A 17,677-nucleotide genomic window follows, 5' to 3' on the forward strand; every position below is an offset into this window, starting at 1 on the left:
CACAGCAACCACCCCACCCACACGCCCGCACCGCACCGGATAACCCCCCGCGTGCAGGGTTCTCTGCTTGTGTAGCAGTAGAGAACCCCCAACGCGAGGGATAACCGGCACTGCTGTCCGATGTGTGGGCGGCGATCAGCCCGATCCGGGGTCGTGCGAGAGGTACTGGTGGGTCGGCACCTGGTATTGCCTGGCCCCGATCCCCAGTGTCTGTTCCCACTCCCCACCATCGCCGCGCCAGTCGACCCCACCAGGCCGATCGGTCCGCGGCTCCCCAAGCGAAGATCGCCCAGGTACCGGCGTGCGTGCAGTCGTGGGTTTCGGCTGCGCCCCGGACGGTGAGCCGTCGCGCCGGCCGGCGTACGCCCTCGTGGCGGGAAAGAAACCGTCGCTAGGTGCAAGTTTGTTTCCCCGCTGTCCGAGGCCGACCCGGATCGGGCAGCAAAGCGACAGCCCAAGGTCTCCACCCACCACGTCCCGGGCAGCAGAGCTCCCCAAACCAGTTTGGGGACGATTCACCTGCCGTTTCCGGGATGCACGGCTCCCCAGTCCCGGACGAAACGCTCCCCAAACCGGTTTGGGGAGCCACAGCAGCCAGGAGCTTGCGGGTGGTGGTCAGCTCGACAGGTAGAGCACCGGCCAGACACCGTACGCACGACCACACTCACGCTCGGGTGCACTACCCAGCCACCCGGCACCTCCTGTCGAGACTGCATACCCAGCCGTTCACCACCCGCCCCGGCACACAACCACCCACACATCAGCCACAAGAGCCGGAGAGCCCGTCGTAGGCTCGACGGGCGGTGGCTCTTCGGCGGGACGGCTGGTAGGTGGGGAGTGGGGGCAGTCGCTGGTGGCTGGAGACAGGTAATAACAGGTGGCAACCCACCATTACTTGTCTCGCGGGTTAGTTCACTCGGACGTCGGCTGCGGTGAAGGTGTTGCAGGAGTCCGGCTTCTTGCTGTTGTAGCCGGTGATCGACCACTGGTAGTTGCTGACCCGGTTGCCGTGGTCGTGGACCCGCGGCCGGGAGTAGTCGTCACCCGAGTGCGAGATCAGGAACTTCCAGTTGTTCAGCAGTACGCCGTTCATCGGGATGTACGGCGCGTTGGCACCGAGGTAGACCGCGCCGAGACAGGTCGCCTGCAGTTCGCGGCGGCGGCTCTCGGTCAGCTTCTGGTTGGGCGTCATGCTCTTCTGCCGGGCCATCGACGACGCGAGGATCCCGCTCAGCTTCTGGATGTGGTGGCCGTACTCGTGCGCGAACGTGTTCAGCATGGCCGCGCGGGTGTAGACCGGGTTGGACTTGTAGTAGCCGTTGTCGACGGTGAACGGCAGGTAGATCGTCTCGTTCGCGCCGCAGTACGCCGCCCGCACGCTGCGCTGCACGCCGCAGGGCGAGGGCGCCTTACCGACGTACACGACGGCCTTCGGGTTGCGGAACGGCAGGTTCGCCTTCTTCATCGCCAGCCACCAGGTGCGGTTCAGGCAGGGCAGCAGGCGATTGTAGTACTGCTGCGCGGCCGGGACGGTGACCGGTGCGAACGGCGGCTCGGCGCATTTCGACGCGGCGAGCGGGCCGATCGTGTAGAGCCGGCTGCCCTTCACGACCTCGTCGGCCGTCGGGCCACGCGGCGTCGACGGGGACGGTGAGGGGGACGGGCTCTCGGACGGGGACGGGGACTCCGAGACTGTGGTCGTCGGAGTCGTCTTTGCCTCGGGCTCGTCACCGCCGAGGCCGCGGATCAGCAGTGTGATGCCGGAACCGACCACGAGGACCGCGAGCACGACCAGACCGATCAGGAGCGTGCGGGAGATCTTCTTCTTCCGCCGGCGACGGCCGCCGGGTGGCTGCGGGATCGGGATCGGCGGGTACTGCCAGGTGGGTGCTTGCTGGACAGGCTGGCCCATCGGGCCGATCTGACCGCCGTGACCGCCCTGGGACGCGGCATGGCGGGGGCCTGTCTGCTGTTGCTGCGGCGGGAGCGCGTTGCTCCAGGGGGACGACTGCTGCTGTCCCTGCTGTTGACCCTGTGGGCCCCACAGGTACGAACTCTCTGAGCGCGGTCCGGTCTGCTGCTGCGGGGGCTGCTGCTGCGAAGGCGACGACTGCCAAGCGCTCGACTCGGACTGCGATCCACCGCTCTGAGCGCTCCCGGTCTGCAGAGGCCACGACTGATTCCCCCACGACGCCCCCGACTGAGGAGCGTTGGGCTCGGAAGGCCTGGACGGGCTCGCACCCGACTGCGGGTTCTGACGACCCTGGGGACCCTGCGGGGGACCTGACTGCCACGGGCTGGGAGGGGTGGCGCTGGGCTGGGGTGCCGGCGGGCCAGCCTGCCAGGAAGCAGGTCGGTTCGGACCAGGCTGGCTTGGGCCGGGCTGGTTCGGGCCGGGCTGGATGGGGCGTGGTTGGGCTGGACCGGGCTGTGCTGGGCCGGGCTGTGCTGGACCGGGCTGTGCTGGACCGGGCTGTGCTGGACCGGCCTGTGCTGGACCGGCCTGTGCTGGACCGGCCTGGTTCGGTCCTGGTCGACCAGGGCCGGGCTGGTTCGGGCCCGGCTGAGGGCGGTTGGGTTGGGGCTGGCCGGGGGCGGGCTGGTCGGGGTGTTCTCGGCGGTTGGGGTCCCAGCCGCCGTCGAACCAGCTGCTGGGGGGCTGTTCGGACGGGGCCGGGTTGCTGAACTCCCGCTTGGCGTCGGAGTCACCCGTCCACCACGTGGCCGGCTGACCTCCCCCAGGACGCTGCTCCCCAGGACGCTGCTCCCCAGGGCCGCCGCCACGAGGGCCGGTCTCGTGGTCCCGGGTTCCGAACCAACCACCATTACCGGGTCCTTGGCCTGCGCGCGGCTGGCCTGGAACGGGCTCCTGCGGGCGCTCCGGCTGATCGTCAGCCGGGTCGCTCCCCGGTGGCTGGTTCCTGTTGTCCGACATCGATGCTCCTCACGACCTTGCTGGCTACAGCTCTGCAGCTCGTTGGTGGGGCGCCGAAGCCGCCTCCCCCTACATATCTTCCGCGACATACTTTGCGCGATACGGACCCACCAGGCTAGCTACTCCGGCCAGTCGTTTCGAAGTGGACCAGTGACGGCGCTCACTGCACCTTCGCGGCCGATGCGACGAAAGTGTTGCAGGCGCTCGGGTTCCGGGCGTTGTACCCGCGGGTGGCCCAGTACTGGTGGTTGTTCGCGTCGCCGTGGTCGTTCCCGAGGTCGGTCACGTGCCCGATCAGCCAGCGCCACTGGAACAGCGACTGCCCGGTGATCGGGTAGGTACGCCGGTTGGCGCCGATGAAGATGTCCGAGAAGCAGGACGCCTGCAGCTCCAGCCGCCGGCTGTCCTGCAGCTCCATCGCGTACGTCGGCCGCTCGTACCGGATCCGCGCGTACGCCTGCAGGATCCCCATGTTGTTCTGGACGTGGTGCCCGTACTCGTGCGCGAACTGGTGCAGCATCCACATCCGCGCCCACACCTTCTGGTAGGACTGCGGGTAGCGGTTGTAGTTGCCGAGGTCCTCGCTGAGGTTCATGTAGATGGTGTCGGTGCTGCCGCAGAAGAACGGCGGACCGGAGTCGCTGTGGGTCCCGCACGGTGTCGTGATCGTCCCGCTGAACATCTGCACGGTCGGTGCTCGGAACCGCCCACCGGCCTTGGTCACCAGCGGCGCCCATGCTCTGTTCAGGCAGCCCCACAGGTTCTTGTAGTTGGCCCGTGCGCCGGCCACTGTGCTCTGCCGCGCCTTGGACTCCTTGCAGCTGACCGATCTCATCGCGCCGGCCTTGTACAGCCTGTTCCGCAGCACCAAGTCGCTGTCGGTCGGACCTGGGTTGGTCGTCGGCCTAGTGGTCGCGGTCGCGGTCGACCGGGTCGCGGTCGGCCGCGGCGCCTGCGTGGTCGGCCGGGCGGTGGTCGGCTCGGCCGTCGGTACGGCGCTGGTCGGCCCGCCGGACGGCTCCTCGGTGGGCTCGTTCGTCGGGCTGTACGACGTGGTGGGCGTCGGCTGCGCGTACGACGGGTCGCCATTGTGTTTCAGCACGTAGGAGACCGTCTTGAGTGCGATTACACCGGCCAGCAGCACGCCGAGCAGCACGCACACAGCGATCACCCCGCCGCGCCGCTTCTTCGGCGGCTGCGGTCCGCCAGGCGGAGCACCCCACCCGAACTGCGGCTGCCCGGGACCCGGCATCGGCTGGCCCTGGAACGACTGCCCGTGGAAAGGTTGCCCCGGCCCCGGAAAAGGAGGCCCTTGAAAACCCGGTCCCTGCTGCCAGGGCGGAGGTGGCTGCTGCGGCGGGTACTGCTGCCCCGGAGGAGGTCCCCATTGGTTGCCTGACACACCCAGGACGCTACCGGAGCCAGGGCTCAACTTACCCGGGCAGGTGAGGCCGACCAGGTGTTGCAGCTGGCCGGATTGCGGCTCTGGAAGGCCGCCCGGCTCCAGGCTCCGTGGTTGGTGGTGCTGCCGTGGTCTCGCGGGTACGGCGGACGATCGCCGCTGTTGTTCACGTCGTACAGCCACATCTGGTACGCGTATCCGGTGATGCCGTAGCTGTTGCGGTTGGCACCCAGGAACACGTTGCCGAGACAGGAGGCCTGCAGTTCGAGCCGGCGACTCAGCTGCAACGCTCCTGCGGCAGAAGCGTCGTACCGGAGCCTCGTGTAGGCCACGCCGAGCCCGGTCATCCACTGCACCGCGTGCGCGTATTCGTGGGCCATGGTGAACGTGCCGACCATCCGGCCGAACGTCGGGTTCTGCTTGTAGAACGAGACGATCGACGGCGACTCCATATAAATGGTGTGCGTCGTCGGGCAGTAGAACGAGCGCCCCACGCCGCCACCGCACGGTGTGTTCACCGAACCGCCCCAGACGACCAGACCGGGGGACCGGAACCGGCCGCCGGACGCGGCGACCTGCTTCGGCCAGGCCCGGTCCAGGCAGGTCTTGATCGTCTTGAAGTACGCCAGCGACTGCGAGCCGTTGCCGAGACCAGTCTTTGCCTGCTTGCAGTTCACGGTCCGCATGACACCGGTCTTGTACAGCCGGTGGGTCGCGTTGTACGTCGCCGGGTTCACGGTCTGCGCCGGCTTCGGCGGCGTGACCTTCGTCGTGGTCCTGGTTGTCCGCGTGGGCCGCGGAGCGGCAGTTGGCGGAGGAGGCGGGACGCTGCTCGGAGCCGTAGTCGGCTCAGGGGTCGCTGACTCCGTGGCGACCGGTGCGGCCGTGGTAGGTCCGTCGCCGCCGCCCTGTGTGAGTTTCACTGCCAGGAACACGCCGCCGGCCGCCACCACCGCTAGCAGTGCGACGACCAGTAGCGCCGTACCGCCGGACCTCTTCCGCGGCTGAGGCGGCAACGGGCCCCATCCGTACTGCGGGCCGGGCGGCGGCGGGGGAGCGTAGTACTGCGGGGGCATGGAGTACTGAGGAGGCGGAGGCCCACCTTGGTAACCCTGCTGTGGTGGCGGGCCGAATTGTCCGGGTCCCGGTCCCCATTGGTTGCCTGACACTCCGCAGACGCTATCGTGCCCCGTGTCAACCTGACCCTCTTTCTACGGTGTGATTGGGCGATGCGTCTACGTCTCCTCGGGCTATCCCTGTGTGCCCTCGGCCTGCTCGGCCTGTCCACTGTCCCAGCCGGTGCGGCCGGCGCGGACGCAACCAGCGCCGCCGCCGACCCGGTGGTGACCAACTACGACAGCCAGGTCCGCGTCGAGCGTGACGGTCTGCTCCGGGTCGCCGAGACCTGGAAGCTCAGCAATGTCACCGGGACCTTCACCCGGTTCGTCGTCACGCGGGACCACCTGCCGGACGACATCGACCACGTCCAGGAGATCGGCGACCTGCAGGTCAAGGTGGGCGGCCAGGACAAGAAGGCCGAGCTGAAGACCGAGGGCGACGTCACGTCGATCGCCGTACCGGACATCAGCGGCGCGACGACGCAACTCGACGTCACCTACACCGTGAAGGGCGCGGTCGCGAAGACCCTGGACGGGACCGAGGTGCGGTTCGCGCCGCTGACCGGGATCAACCTCCCGATCCAGACCGCGAACATCGTCTTCAGCGTCCCCGAGGTCTCGCACGTCTCCTGCTTCGCCGGACCGATCGACAGCAACATCCCGTGCACGCTCGCGCAGATCGGCGAGACCTCCGGCCCGACCTTCCAGCAGACCGCGCTGCCGCCGGGCAACACGGTCAAGATGGCGGTCGGCTTCCCGAAGGGCCAGATCGCGGACAACTCGATCATCGAGTACCGGCACACCTTCAAGCGGGCCTTCTCCACCGACGCGGCGCAGCTGATCACGGCGCTGGCGGTGCTGCTGCTCGGCGCGATCGCGCTGTTCGTGCTGTACCGGCTGCGTGGCCGGGACCAGGTCGACCCGCGGCGCGTCGTACCGGCGTCGCTGTTCAGCCTCGGCGCCGACACGCGGATCGACTTCACGCCGCCGTCGGACCTGCGGCCCGGTGAGGTCGGCACGCTGATCGACGAGCGGATCGACCCGGTCGACGTGACCGCGACGATCATCGACCTGGCCGTTCGCGGTCACATCCAGATCGTCGAGCTCGAGCACAGCACCGAGTTCGCACGGCCGGACTGGGAACTGCGCCGGGTCTCCAACGCCCCTGCGGAGGAGCTGCAGCGCTACGAGAACGTCCTGATCCGCGCGATCTTCGGCGACGCCGACTCGGTGCTGGTCTCCGAGCTCGGCAAGCAGGTCCGGGCGAACCTCGCCCAGGTCCAGGACGCCCTGTACGACGGTGTCGTCAAGCGCGGCTGGTTCACCGAGCGCCCGGACCGCACTCGGTCGCTGTGGGCAACGATCGGCATCGTGACCACTGTGGTCGGCGTCATCGCGACCGTCCTGCTGGCGCTGCTGTCGACCTGGGGCCTGCTCGGCCTCGCGATCACGCTGGTCGGCGTCGGCCTGCTCGTGGTCGGCCGCTACATGCCGGCCAAGGCCCCGGCCGCCGGCCGTGTGCTCGGCCAGGTCGCGGCGATCCGCGGTGAGCTGCTGGAGATGGATGTCAGCGAGCTGCCGACCGACCAGCACGCCGAGCTCTGCTCGCGCGCTCTGCCGTACGCCGTCGTACTCGGCGGCTCGGACCGCTGGATCGACGCACTGGTCGCGACCGACTCCACGCCGGACGAAGCGGACGAGGGCTTCACCTGGTACCGCGGCCCGAGCGGATGGCACCTGCAGTACCTGCCGGACTCGCTCCGCAACCTCACCACCAACCTGACGGGCGCACTCTTCGCCCGCTGATCACCGCATTGAACAGGGCCCGCCACGCCGCCCCGGCGTGGCGGGCCCTGTCGTCTGTCACCAGTTGTGCTGGGGATCCGTTGGCGTAGGCAACGGTGTGCCTTCCGGGTGGATCACGTACACGAGCCCGCCCGAGTGCGGCACCCACGCGTTCTCGAAGGCTTCCCGGTCGTACGTCGTCCGCACCTGGTCGTTGCTCGCGATCAGGTGGGACGCAGGATCGTTGACGATCACGTTGCCGCTCTGGTCGAACCCGACGATCACCATCAGGTGCCCGTTGGTCCCATAGCCCGCACCGGGTAGCTCGCTCTTCTTGAACGACAGCGACGCGACCAGTGGGATGCCGGCCTTGATGAACTGTTCGGCCTCGGTCAGCGACCGTAGCCGCGTGACGAAGGCGTCGAGCCCGCGTGTTCCGGCGTAAGCCGTGTTGAACGGCCAGTTGCCCGCGCCGTCGTACGCGTAGTCGAAGACGGACCGCGCCGAGTGGTCCACCTGCGGATCGGAGTAGGACGGATCCACCCACGCGGTTTCGGCCGCTGTCGGTCCGGCGCCCCAGTAGTCGAGCACCATCGCGGTCGACGTCGCCGAACACCACGCCTCACCGCCGCCGTCCCACTGCGGGTACTGCCCGACATGCGTCTCCTGCGAGTACGTCGGTACGTCGAGGACCATGCCCTCCGCGCCGCCGAGGGGGCTGACGGCAACCTTCTTGTCGGACGGCAGCCGGGAGGCCATCGCTCCGACGGACCGGACCACGGGCGACTGCGTCGTACCGCTCAGCCGGTACAGGGTGACCTTGAGCTGCCAGCGGTCGAGCCACTGACCTGTGGCGGACTGGAAGGTGTCGACGGCAACGGATCCGTTGGCGTCGCCCTGGCTGGGCACCGAGGTCCGGTGGATGTCGCCGGCTCCAGTGTCATCCCCGCTGGACCAGCGGCCGAGCACGTACCACTTGGTGGTCGTGCCGAGGTTCGTCGTACCTGCCATCGACACCTCGACCCAGGTGCCCGGTGGGGTGGTCGCGTTCCAGGAGGCGACCAGTTCGGTCAGCCCGAAGCCGGTGCTGACCTGCGGCGAGACCCAACTGGTCTGGTCGTAGGACTTGGCGGTGCCGTCGCCGAACGGGTCGACGTACGACGTGGAGCCGGTCGCCGTGCCGAACGTGAGGGCGCCGTCGGCGACCGTGGTGCCGGACTGCTGGCCGGCGAGGAAGTCGGCGCTGGATGTCCAGGTTCGGTAGGCGACCTGCCGTGCAGGGGAGACCTTCACGGCTTCGCTCGGCAAGCTGCCGGCGCTGAGCACAACCACACCGAGAACCAGCGCGGTGACAGAACGGGCGGAAGTCATACTCCGACGGTAGTCCGGGCGGCAGTTGCTGTCATCAAGACGGCGTGCCGTGGACAAAAACTTACGAACGCTTGTCCCACTCGCTGTAGAGCATCGCGAACACCAGTTCGTCGGTCCATTCGCCCTTGAGGTACTCGTTCTGCACGAAGTGCGCCTCCTGGCGCAGACCGAGCCGCTCCAGCAGTTTCACCGAGCCGGTGTTGCGGGCGTCGAGCCGCGCGATGATCCGGTGCAGGCCGAGCTCCTCGAACCCGAGCCGCAGCAGTTCGACCGACGCCTCGGCGGCGTACCCGTGGCCGTGCGACTCCGGGTGGAAGACGTACCCGATCTCGCCGGTGCGGTGCTCCACGCTGTTCATGAACAGCGTCACCTCACCCAAGTGCTGACCGGTGTCCCGCAGGATCACCGCGACGGTGAGCGCTTGACCGTCGGTGTCCATCGGGACATCGGCCAGCCGGCCGGTGAGGGCCTCCTTGACCTGCTCCGGCGTCCGCACGTCGTACAGCAGAAAACGTGTGACGTCAGGGTTCGACTGCAGTTTCAGCAGGTCGTCGTAGTCGTTCTCGACGTAGCGTCGAAGGGTCAGGCGGTCAGTCTCGATCGGCAGTGAGTAGGTCACCGATCGAGACTATGCGACCGCGGCAACCAGTTATCCGTTCGCCAGCGCTGTCAGCCGGGACATGTCGCCGTTGAAGTGACTCTGGTCGATCGGCGACGAGGTGAACTGCCAGAACGTGTAGAACGGCCAGCCGCCGGGCAGCGTCCCCACGGTGGAGGAGTAGCGCGCGACCCAGAGCGGGTTGGTCGAGTTGAAGGCGGTCGAGTTGCCGGTGCAGGTGCTCCACCAGTTGTAGTTGGTGTAGATGACCGCGTCGCGTCCGGTGCGGGCCTTGTAGGTGTTGACGAAGTCCCGGATCCAGCTGACCATCGCGGACTGGCTCAGTCCGTAGCAGGTCGCGCCGTACGGGTTGTACTCGATGTCGAGTGCGCCCGGCAGCGTCTTGCCGTCACGGGACCAGCCGCCGCCGCTGCTGGCGAAGTAGTTCGCCTGCGTCGCGCCGCTGGAGTTGTTCGGCAGCGCGAAGTGGTACGCGCCGCGGATCATGCCGACGTTGTAGGACCCGTTGTACTGCTGGGCGAAGTACGGGTTCTTGTACGACGTGCCTTCGGTCGCCTTCACGTACGCGAACCGCTTGCCTTGACCCCACCAGTAGGCCCAGTCGACGTTGCCCTGGTGACTGGACACGTCGATGCCTTCGACGGTCGCCGTGATCCCCATGTCGGTGGGCGCGGCGCTGGTCGTGGTGGTGTTGTTCGTCCATCCCATGTAAGCGTCGCCGGCCTTGGTGATGCCGTGCTGGCGGGCTTGTGCGGTGGGCTGAGGGGTGGAGCTTGCTTGGGCGGAGCCGGTCGAGGCCAGGATCAGGCCAAGAGCGACGGCGGCACCCGTGAAAAGGGCGGACTTCACGGTTTCCTCCAGAGCGATGAGGGGCGGACAGAGCGCTCGGCGATGGTCTTACCCGCATCCGGCAAGAACCAACCCTTACAGCGGTTTGTTCGGTGATTATTTACCGACGTCACCTCCCGTTACCCTTGACCGGTGACACTTCGCTTGTACGACACCGCAACAGCAGCAGTGCGAGATTTCGAGCCGGTCCACCCGGGCAAGGTCGGGATCTACCACTGTGGGCTGACGGTGCAGGGTGCCCCGCATGTCGGGCACATCTACAAGGAAGTGGTCTTCGACGTCCTGCGGCGCTGGCTGGAGCGGTCCGGCTACGAGGTCACCGTGATCGCGAACGTGACCGACATCGAGGACAAGATCCTCGCGAAGTCGGCCGACCGCGGTATCCCGTGGTGGGCGCACGCCTACGAGTTCGAGCGTGAGCTGCACTGGGCGTACGACGTGCTCGGCTGCCGCCCGCCGACGTACGAGCCGCGCGCCACCGGGCACATCCCGGAGATGCTCGAGATGATCGCCGACCTGATCGAGCGCGGGCACGCGTACGTCGCTCCGGACGGATCCGGTGACGTCTACTTCGACGTGCAGTCCTGGCCGTCGTACGGCGCTCTGTCGCACCAGAAGATCGCGGACATGGAAGCCGCCGAGGACGCGGACCCGCGCGGCAAGCGGGACCCGCGTGACTTCGCGCTCTGGAAGGGGTGGACCGACGCCACGCCGTGGACCGCCTCCTGGCCGGCGCCGTGGGGCCGCGGCCGCCCTGGCTGGCACATCGAGTGCTCCGCGATGGCCGGCAAGTACCTCGGCGATGAGTTCGACATCCACGGCGGCGGCCTGGACCTGCGGTTCCCGCACCACGAGAACGAGCTGGCCCAGTCGACCGCGGTCGGGCAGAAGTTCGCCCGGTTCTGGATGCACAACGCGCTCGTCACGACGGCCGGCGAGAAGATGTCGAAGTCGATGGGCAACAGCGCCGTCGTGCGGAACGTGGTCGAGCGGGTCCGCCCGATCGAGCTGCGGTACTACCTGGTGCAGTCGCACTACCGCTCGGTCGTCGAGTTCTCGTTCGAGGCGCTCGACGAGGCCGCGAAGAGCTTCCAGCGGATCGAGGGCTTCGTGACCCGGGCCGTCGAGGTGACCGGTGGCGTCGAGCCGGACCGCGAGCTGCCGGGTGACTTCGTGGCCGCGATGAACGACGACCTGGGTACGCCGGCCGCCATCGCCGTACTGCACAACACCGTGCGCGACGGCAACAAGCTGGTGGCCGACGGCGACTCGGAGGCGCTACGCGAGGTGCTGGCGTCGGTGCGCGGGATGCTCGGCGTGCTCGGGCTGGACCCGCTGGCCGAGCCGTGGGTGTCGCGGGCCGGCGGCAGCGACGAGCTCACCGAGGTGGTCGACGGCCTGGTGAAGGCGCTGCTCGAGCAGCGGCAGGCCGCACGCACACGCAAGGATTACGCCGCCGCGGACGCTGTCCGCGACCGGTTGAAGGCGCTCGGCGTCGTCGTCGAGGACACTCCGCAGGGGCCACGCTGGTCCCTCGCGACCACTACCACCGACGAAGGAAACTGACGTGCCAGGCAACAGCCAGCGCAAAGGCGCCATCCGGAAGAAGCCGCGGGGGAACCCGACGGCCGGGTCCGGCGGGCGGGTCCGCCGCGGACTCGAGGGCAAGGGGCCGACGCCGAAGGCCGTGGACCGGGTCAAGCACCCGGCGCACAAGCGGGCGAAGGCGGCAGAGCGGGCCAAGGAGCGCGAACGCACCCGCCGCCCGGCGGCGCGCAAGGACAACGACTCCGCGGTCGAGTGGGTCTACGGGCGGAACCCGGTGGTCGAGGCGCTGCGGGCCGGCGTACCGGCCGCGGCCCTGCACGTTGCCGAGGGCACCGAACGGGACGCCCGGCTGCGCGAGGCGTTGCTGGTCGCGGTCGAGACCGGGGTGTCGGTGCTCGAGGTGCCGCGCGCGGAGCTCGACCGGGTCACCGCGGGCGGCTCGCACCAGGGCGTCGCGCTGCAGATCCCGCCGTACGAGTACGCGCACCCGGACGACCTGCTCGACCGAGCGCACGCCGCCGGCGAGGTGCCGCTGATCGTCGCGCTCGACGGCGTGACCGATCCCCGCAACCTCGGCGCGATCACGCGATCCGCCGCGGCCTTCGGGGCGCACGGCGTCGTCGTACCGGAACGCCGTACCGCGTCGATGTCGGCCTCGGCCTGGAAGACCTCGGCCGGCGCCGCGGCCCGGATCCCGGTCGCCCGCGCGGGCAACCTCAACCGGGCCCTCAAGTCCTACAAGGACGCCGGCCTCCTGGTCATCGGCCTCGACATGAACGGCGCCGTGGACCTCCCGTCCTTCGAAGCCGCCACCGAGCCGATCGTCCTGGTGATCGGCTCCGAGGGTAAGGGGCTGGCCCGCCTGGTCAGGGAGAACTGCGACCTGATCGTCTCGATCCCGATGACCAGCGCCACCGAATCCCTCAACGCCGGCATCGCCGCCGGCGTAACCCTCTACGAAATCTCCCGCCGCCGCGCGAGCTGAACACGAGTGTGGGGCCGGGAAGATCTCCCCGGCCCCACAGTCATGTCTGGATCAGTAGACGCTCACGCCGTAGCGGGAGAGTACTTCGGTGACGGGCTGGAAGTAGGTGGTGCCGCCGGAGGAGCAGTTGCCGGAGCCGCCGGAGGTGAGGCCGAGGGCCACCGAGCCGGCGAACAGTGCGCCGCCGGAGTCGCCGCCTTCCGCGCACACCGTGGTCCGGATCAGGCCGGAGACGGAACCCTCGGCGTAGTTCACCGTGGCGTTCGTCGCGGTCACCGAGCCGCTGTGCACACCGGTCGTGCTGCCACTGCGCTTGACCGCCTGGCCGACGTAGGCGTTGCCGGCGGACGTGATGTCCTGGGAAGAACCGTTGTAGAGGTCCACGGTCCCGGGGTGGTTCGTGTACGACGTGCTGTACTTCACGATCGCGTAGTCGTTACCCGGGAAGCTCGACCCGTACGTCGTGCCGAGCAGCGTGGTCTTGCTGGAGTTCGAGTACCAGCTGGATGCGATGTTCCCGCAGTGTCCTGCGGTCAGGAAGTAGTACGTGCTGCCGCTGCGCACGTTGAAGCCGAGCGAGCAGCGGTACTGCCCGCCGTAGATGGCGTCGCCGCCGGCGATGTACTTCGTCAGCTTGCCGGACATCTTCTCGAGCTTGATCCGGTCGCCGAACTGCTTGGTGACACTGGTGAGTTTCGACATCTTCGCGCCGGTGACGGTTTCGTCGTACGACACGATGATCCGGCCGTCTGGGTCGGTCTGCCACGCCGTACCCGGGATCGTCGCGTCCTTGACGAGCGTGGACGTGATCGCGGCGGCGGACAGGGTGGACGGGTTGACCGGTGCGGCCGAGGCCTGCGTTGCCAGAAGTCCGGCGGCGGCAAGCCCGGCCGCGGCCAGGACAGCGAGGGTACGGCGGAACGGGGACATGTTCATGGTTGATGCCTCCTCACGATGAGGACGCCTTCGGGGCGGGGCGTCCTTGACTCAACCGTGAGGTGTCCTACCCCACTATCTCCCTGAGTATTCAAACAAGTTCGGAGAGTAGGGGAAACCTCCGCTCAGTAGATGTAGACCCCGTACGCGTTGAGGGCTTCCACGACCGGCTGGAAGTAGGTCACGCCGCCCGAGGTGCAGTCGCCCGAGCCGCCGGAGGTCAGGCCGAAGGCCCACTGCCGGTAGAACAGCGGACCGCCCGAGTCGCCGGGCTCCGCGCACACGTTGGTGCGGATCAGGCCGGCCACGCGCCCGTCACCGTAGTTCACGACCGCGTTGAGCCCGGTCACGCGGCCGCTGTGCAGGCCGCTGGTGGCACCTGAGCGGTACACCAACTGGTTGAGACCCGGCGTCATCGCCCGGGTGATGTCCTGCGAGTGCCCGTTGTAGAGGTACACGCTGCCGCCCGGCACCTTCAGCGGGATGTCGGTGCGGTACACGACCAGGGCGTAGTCGTTCCACGGGTAGCTGGCGTGGTGGACCGCGCCCGTGAACACCTTGTGGCCCGGGTCCTGGTACCAGCGGGCCGCGTCGACACCGCAGTGACCGGCAGTGAGGAAGTAGTACTTGCCGCGTCGCTGCACGTTGAAGCCGACGCTGCACTTGTACTCGCCGCCGTACGTCGCCATGCCGCCGCTGATGTACTTCTGCAGCTTGCCGGGCAGCTTCTCAAGCTTGACGTTCGACCCGAGCTGCTTGGTCAGGCCGGTCAGCTTGCTCAGCTTCGTACCGGTGACCGTGGGGTCGTACGACACCAGCACGGTGCCGTCCGGCCGTGTCATCCACGCCGTACCAGGAGTGTGGATCTGGTCGTTCAGCGTCTTGGTGATCGCCTTGGCGGACAGGCGGGGCGGCTTCACCGGATCGGCCCCGGCCGGCACAGCGGCGGTGAGGGCGAGAGCGGCAGCCGCCACCATGGCCGCGGTTCGTCGGAGAGTTTTCATAGGATCAGCCTTCCGGGGCGTACGGCGCTGATGCGCGGTATGGCAGCAAGAGGACGGTTTCCCCACCCTAAAGGGCCGGGCGGTTCAGTCGAGGCGCAGGGAGTGCAGTACGAACGAGGCCAGTTCGCGGTACGCCTCGGCGTCGTTCAGCCCGGTACGGCGGGCGATGTCGCCGCGCTGGATCGCCTGCATCGTGTGCGCGATCATCTCGGCCGCGAATGCGATGTCGACCTGCCGGAACATCTTGTTGTTGATGCCGTCCTCGATCAGCGTCCGGACCCGCTCGGCGGCGATCCGGGTGTTCCGCTCGTACACCGACCGGGCCGGCGCGAAGGTCGCCACGTCGTCGAGGAAGGTCCGGCTGGCCGGCCGCAGGGCGTCCGCGACCGCGTTCAGGTACGCCGCGATCCGCCGGTCGTGCCGGGTCTGCCGGGCCACCGCCGACTCCACCTGCGCGGTGGCGTTCTTGAAGTAGTGCTTCACGACCTCGACGGCGAGCTGCTCCTTGCTCGGCGCCAGCGCGTAGAGGGTCGTCTTGCTGCAGCGCAGCTCGGCGGCCAGGTCGTCCAGGGTGAACCGGCTGAACCCCTGCTCGAGGAACAGGGACAGGAGTCGGTCGAGCAGCTCGGACTGCCGGCGGGTCCGCCGCCCCGGAACGACTGTTGTCATATCGAGACAGCATAGAACGATACTGAGTTGCGTGCTTCAGTATCGTTACGAGTATCATTTCGTCAGCTGTTGAGAGGGGTGCCTGATGGCTGTCGATCGTCTCCTGCCGGCTGACGAATCCGTTGACCTGCTCGCCCTGGTCCGCGACCTGTGCGAGCACGAGCTCACGCCGTACGCCGCTCAGGCGGAGGAGAGCGAGACCTTCCCGCGGGACGCGTTCCGGACGCTCGGTAAGGCCGGTCTGCTCGGCCTGCCCTATCCGGAGCAGTACGGCGGCGCCGAGCAGCCGTACGAGGTGTACCTGCAGATGCTCGAGGAGATCGCCGCTGCCTGGATGTCGGTCGGCGTCGGTGTCTCGGTGCACACGATGACCACCTACGCCCTGGCGACGTTCGGGACCGCCGAGCAGCGCCAGCGGCTGCTGCCGGACATGATCGGCGGCGAGCACCTCGGTGCGTACGCGCTGTCCGAGCCGCAGGCCGGCTCCGACATCAGCTCGATGACCACGCGGGCCGTCCGGGACGGCGACGACTACGTCCTGAACGGGACCAAGGCCTGGATCAGTCACGGCTCGCACGCCGACTTCTACACCACCTTCGCCCGGACCTCCGACGAGCGCACGCACGGGATCTCCGCGTTCCACGTGCCCGCGTCGGCCGAGGGGCTGAGCTTCGGCGCCCCGGAGCGGAAGATGGGCCTGACCGGGTCGACCACCACACTGGTCAACTACGACAACGTCCGGGTCCCGGCCGCGAACCTCATCGGCTCCGAAGGGCAGGGCATGCGGATCGCGCTGTCCGCGCTGGACTCCGGACGGCTCGGGATCGCCGCGTGTGCGATCGGCCTCGCGCAGGCGGCCCTCGAAGCAGCGGCGACGTACGCGAAGGAGCGACAGCAGTTCGGGCAGGCGATCGCGGAGTTCCAGGGCGTGCAGTTCCTGCTCGCCGACATGGCGACCGCGGTCGAGTCCGGGCGGTCGACGTACCTGCAGGCCGCACGCCGGCGTGACCTCGGTCGGCCGTTCACGCAGCAGGCGGCGATCGCGAAGCTGGTCTGCACCGACGCGGCGATGAAGGTGACCACGGACGCGGTGCAGGTGCTCGGTGGGTACGGTTACACCCGGGAGTTCCCGGTCGAACGCTACATGCGCGAGGCCAAGGTGACCCAGATCTTCGAAGGTACGAACCAGATCCAGCGGCTCGTGATCAGCCGCGACCTCATCAGGAGCGTGTGATGCAGTTCAGTCCGTCCGATGTCGCTCTCGTCACCGGTGGCGGTTCCGGGCTCGGAGAGGCGACCGTACGGCGGTTGGCCGCGGACGGACTGGGCGTCGTGATCGTCGACCTGCCGTCGTCCGCCGGCAAGGCGGTCGCGGACGAGCTGGGTGATCGGGTGGTGTTCGCGCCGACCGACGTCACCGACGAGACCGCGGTGACCGCCGCGCTCGACGCGGCGGAGGCGCTCGGCACGCTGCGGGTGGTGGTGAACTGCGCCGGCGTCGCCACCCCCGGCCGGGTCGTCGGGCGGAAGGGCGCGTTGCCGCTGGCAACGTTCCGGCAGGTGATCGAGATCAACCTGATCGGCACCTTCAACGTGCTCCGGCTGGCCGCCGAGCGGATGGTCGCGCTGGAGCCTTCTGCGGACGGTGACCGCGGCGTCGTGATCATGACCGCGTCGATCGCGGCGTACGACGGTCAGGTCGGGCAGGCGGCGTACGCGTCCAGCAAGGGCGGCATCGTCGCACTGACCCTGACCGCCGCCCGCGACCTCGCTGACAAGGGCATCCGGGTCGTCACGATCGCCCCCGGCACGATGGAGACCCCCATGCTCGCCGGCCTCCCCCAAGAAACCCGCACAGTCCTCGAACAACAGGTCCCCCATCCCTCCCGCCTCGGCAGGCCCTCCGAGTACGCCGCCCTCGTCCGCCACATCCTCGACAACCAACTCCTCAACGGCGAAACAATCCGCCTGGACGGCGCCCTCCGCATGCCACCCCGCTGATGCGCCCCCGCGCCCTGCTGCTGCGCGCCGGCTCACCGTTCGCGCAACTCTGGTTCCGGGTCCGCAAGCCCACGACGTTCGGCGTCAAGGCTCTGCTCCGACAAGCGGACGGCCGCTTCTTGGTCGTCCGCCACTCGTACGCCGACACCCGCCGCTGGGCACTACCGGGCGGCGGCTACAAACCAGCTCGCGAAACGCCGGCGCAGGCGGCTGCCCGTGAGATCCACGAGGAACTGGGCCTCGTCGTACCGCCCGATGCCTTCACCGTCCTCGACACCACCGTCACCACCCTCGAGGGCAAACACGACACCCTCACGATCCTTACCGCCAGTGTCCCCGGCGACGACGCGCTGACCCTGTCGCCTGAGATCGCCGAGGTGCGGTGGGTGAAAGACCTTCAGGAATTGGGGGATGCGCCCCTTTCCAAGTGGTTGCTTTCGGCCCTCATCGAATAG

Annotated in this window: 15 protein-coding genes; 6 read left to right on the plus strand and 9 right to left on the minus strand. The window is 68.4% G+C overall.

Annotated features, from left to right (window positions below; genetic code table 11):
- Nucleotides 1-907: 907 nt before the first annotated feature.
- The 3 genes from EV647_RS15625 to EV647_RS15635 all read right to left on the minus strand — a co-directional run bounded on the left by EV647_RS15625 (nt 908) and on the right by EV647_RS15635 (nt 5,413).
- On the minus strand, nt 908-1,912 hold the full coding sequence (locus EV647_RS15625) for a neutral zinc metallopeptidase (protein WP_134003331.1): 1,005 nt from the start codon (nt 1,910-1,912) through the stop codon (nt 908-910).
- A gap of 1,183 nt (nt 1,913-3,095) precedes the next feature.
- Nucleotides 3,096-4,187 (minus strand): neutral zinc metallopeptidase, encoded by a 1,092-nt coding sequence (locus EV647_RS15630; protein ID WP_238177231.1) that lies wholly within the window; start codon nt 4,185-4,187, stop codon nt 3,096-3,098.
- Between the two features lie 176 nt (nt 4,188-4,363).
- Nucleotides 4,364-5,413, minus strand: a complete 1,050-nt coding sequence (locus EV647_RS15635; protein ID WP_134003333.1) for a neutral zinc metallopeptidase — start codon at nt 5,411-5,413, stop codon at nt 4,364-4,366.
- A gap of 153 nt (nt 5,414-5,566) precedes the next feature.
- Between EV647_RS15635 and EV647_RS15640 the strand changes: the two genes are divergently transcribed.
- Nucleotides 5,567-7,261, plus strand: coding sequence for a DUF2207 domain-containing protein (locus tag EV647_RS15640; protein WP_134003335.1), 1,695 nt, complete (start codon nt 5,567-5,569; stop codon nt 7,259-7,261).
- 57 nt (nt 7,262-7,318) lie between these two features.
- Here the strand turns inward: EV647_RS15640 and EV647_RS15645 are convergent, their stop codons facing one another.
- The 3 genes from EV647_RS15645 to EV647_RS15655 all read right to left on the minus strand — a co-directional run bounded on the left by EV647_RS15645 (nt 7,319) and on the right by EV647_RS15655 (nt 10,079).
- A complete protein-coding gene (locus EV647_RS15645) occupies nt 7,319-8,611 on the minus strand; it encodes a peptidase C39 family protein (protein ID WP_134003337.1) in 1,293 nt (430 codons plus the stop codon).
- A gap of 61 nt (nt 8,612-8,672) precedes the next feature.
- Entirely contained in the window at nt 8,673-9,230 is a 558-nt protein-coding gene (locus EV647_RS15650; RefSeq protein WP_134003338.1) for a GNAT family N-acetyltransferase, read from the minus strand.
- A 30-nt stretch (nt 9,231-9,260) separates the two neighbouring features.
- Nucleotides 9,261-10,079: a lysozyme gene (locus EV647_RS15655; RefSeq protein ID WP_238177232.1), complete on the minus strand. Its 819-nt coding sequence runs from the start codon at nt 10,077-10,079 to the stop codon at nt 9,261-9,263.
- Nucleotides 10,080-10,211: 132 nt separating this feature from the next.
- On the opposite strand from EV647_RS15655, the gene cysS reads away from it, so the two are divergent.
- Nucleotides 10,212-11,645 carry a cysteine--tRNA ligase gene (cysS, locus tag EV647_RS15660; RefSeq protein WP_134003340.1) on the plus strand — a complete coding sequence of 478 codons (1,434 nt, stop codon included), beginning with the start codon at nt 10,212-10,214 and terminating at the stop codon, nt 11,643-11,645.
- A gap of 1 nt (nt 11,646) precedes the next feature.
- On the plus strand, nt 11,647-12,612 hold the full coding sequence (gene rlmB, locus EV647_RS15665) for a 23S rRNA (guanosine(2251)-2'-O)-methyltransferase RlmB (protein ID WP_134003342.1): 966 nt from the start codon (nt 11,647-11,649) through the stop codon (nt 12,610-12,612).
- A gap of 51 nt (nt 12,613-12,663) precedes the next feature.
- On the opposite strand, the gene EV647_RS15670 is transcribed toward rlmB, so the two are convergent.
- The 3 genes from EV647_RS15670 to EV647_RS15680 form a co-directional block, all read right to left on the minus strand.
- A complete protein-coding gene (locus tag EV647_RS15670; protein ID WP_134003344.1) occupies nt 12,664-13,548 on the minus strand; it encodes a S1 family peptidase in 885 nt (294 codons plus the stop codon).
- Between the two features lie 125 nt (nt 13,549-13,673).
- On the minus strand, nt 13,674-14,552 hold the full coding sequence (locus tag EV647_RS15675; RefSeq protein ID WP_134003346.1) for a S1 family peptidase: 879 nt from the start codon (nt 14,550-14,552) through the stop codon (nt 13,674-13,676).
- 84 nt (nt 14,553-14,636) lie between these two features.
- Nucleotides 14,637-15,221, minus strand: a complete 585-nt coding sequence (locus EV647_RS15680) for a TetR/AcrR family transcriptional regulator (RefSeq protein ID WP_130383294.1) — start codon at nt 15,219-15,221, stop codon at nt 14,637-14,639.
- A gap of 85 nt (nt 15,222-15,306) precedes the next feature.
- Between EV647_RS15680 and EV647_RS15685 the strand changes: the two genes are divergently transcribed.
- The 3 genes from EV647_RS15685 to EV647_RS15695 are packed head-to-tail and all read left to right on the plus strand — an operon-like array spanning nt 15,307 to nt 17,677.
- Entirely contained in the window at nt 15,307-16,455 is a 1,149-nt protein-coding gene (locus EV647_RS15685; RefSeq protein WP_134003348.1) for an acyl-CoA dehydrogenase family protein, read from the plus strand.
- Nucleotides 16,455-17,222, plus strand: coding sequence for a 3-hydroxyacyl-CoA dehydrogenase (locus tag EV647_RS15690; protein WP_134003350.1), 768 nt, complete (start codon nt 16,455-16,457; stop codon nt 17,220-17,222). Before EV647_RS15685 ends, EV647_RS15690 begins: the two co-directional genes overlap by 1 nt.
- The gene (locus EV647_RS15695) at nt 17,222-17,677 is read left to right on the plus strand and encodes an NUDIX hydrolase (protein ID WP_134003352.1); all 456 of its coding nucleotides are present in this window, start codon (nt 17,222-17,224) and stop codon (nt 17,675-17,677) included. Before EV647_RS15690 ends, EV647_RS15695 begins: the two co-directional genes overlap by 1 nt.

The sequence above is a fragment of the Kribbella sp. VKM Ac-2566 genome (assembly GCF_004366005.1).
GTDB lineage: Bacteria > Actinomycetota > Actinomycetes > Propionibacteriales > Kribbellaceae > Kribbella > Kribbella pratensis.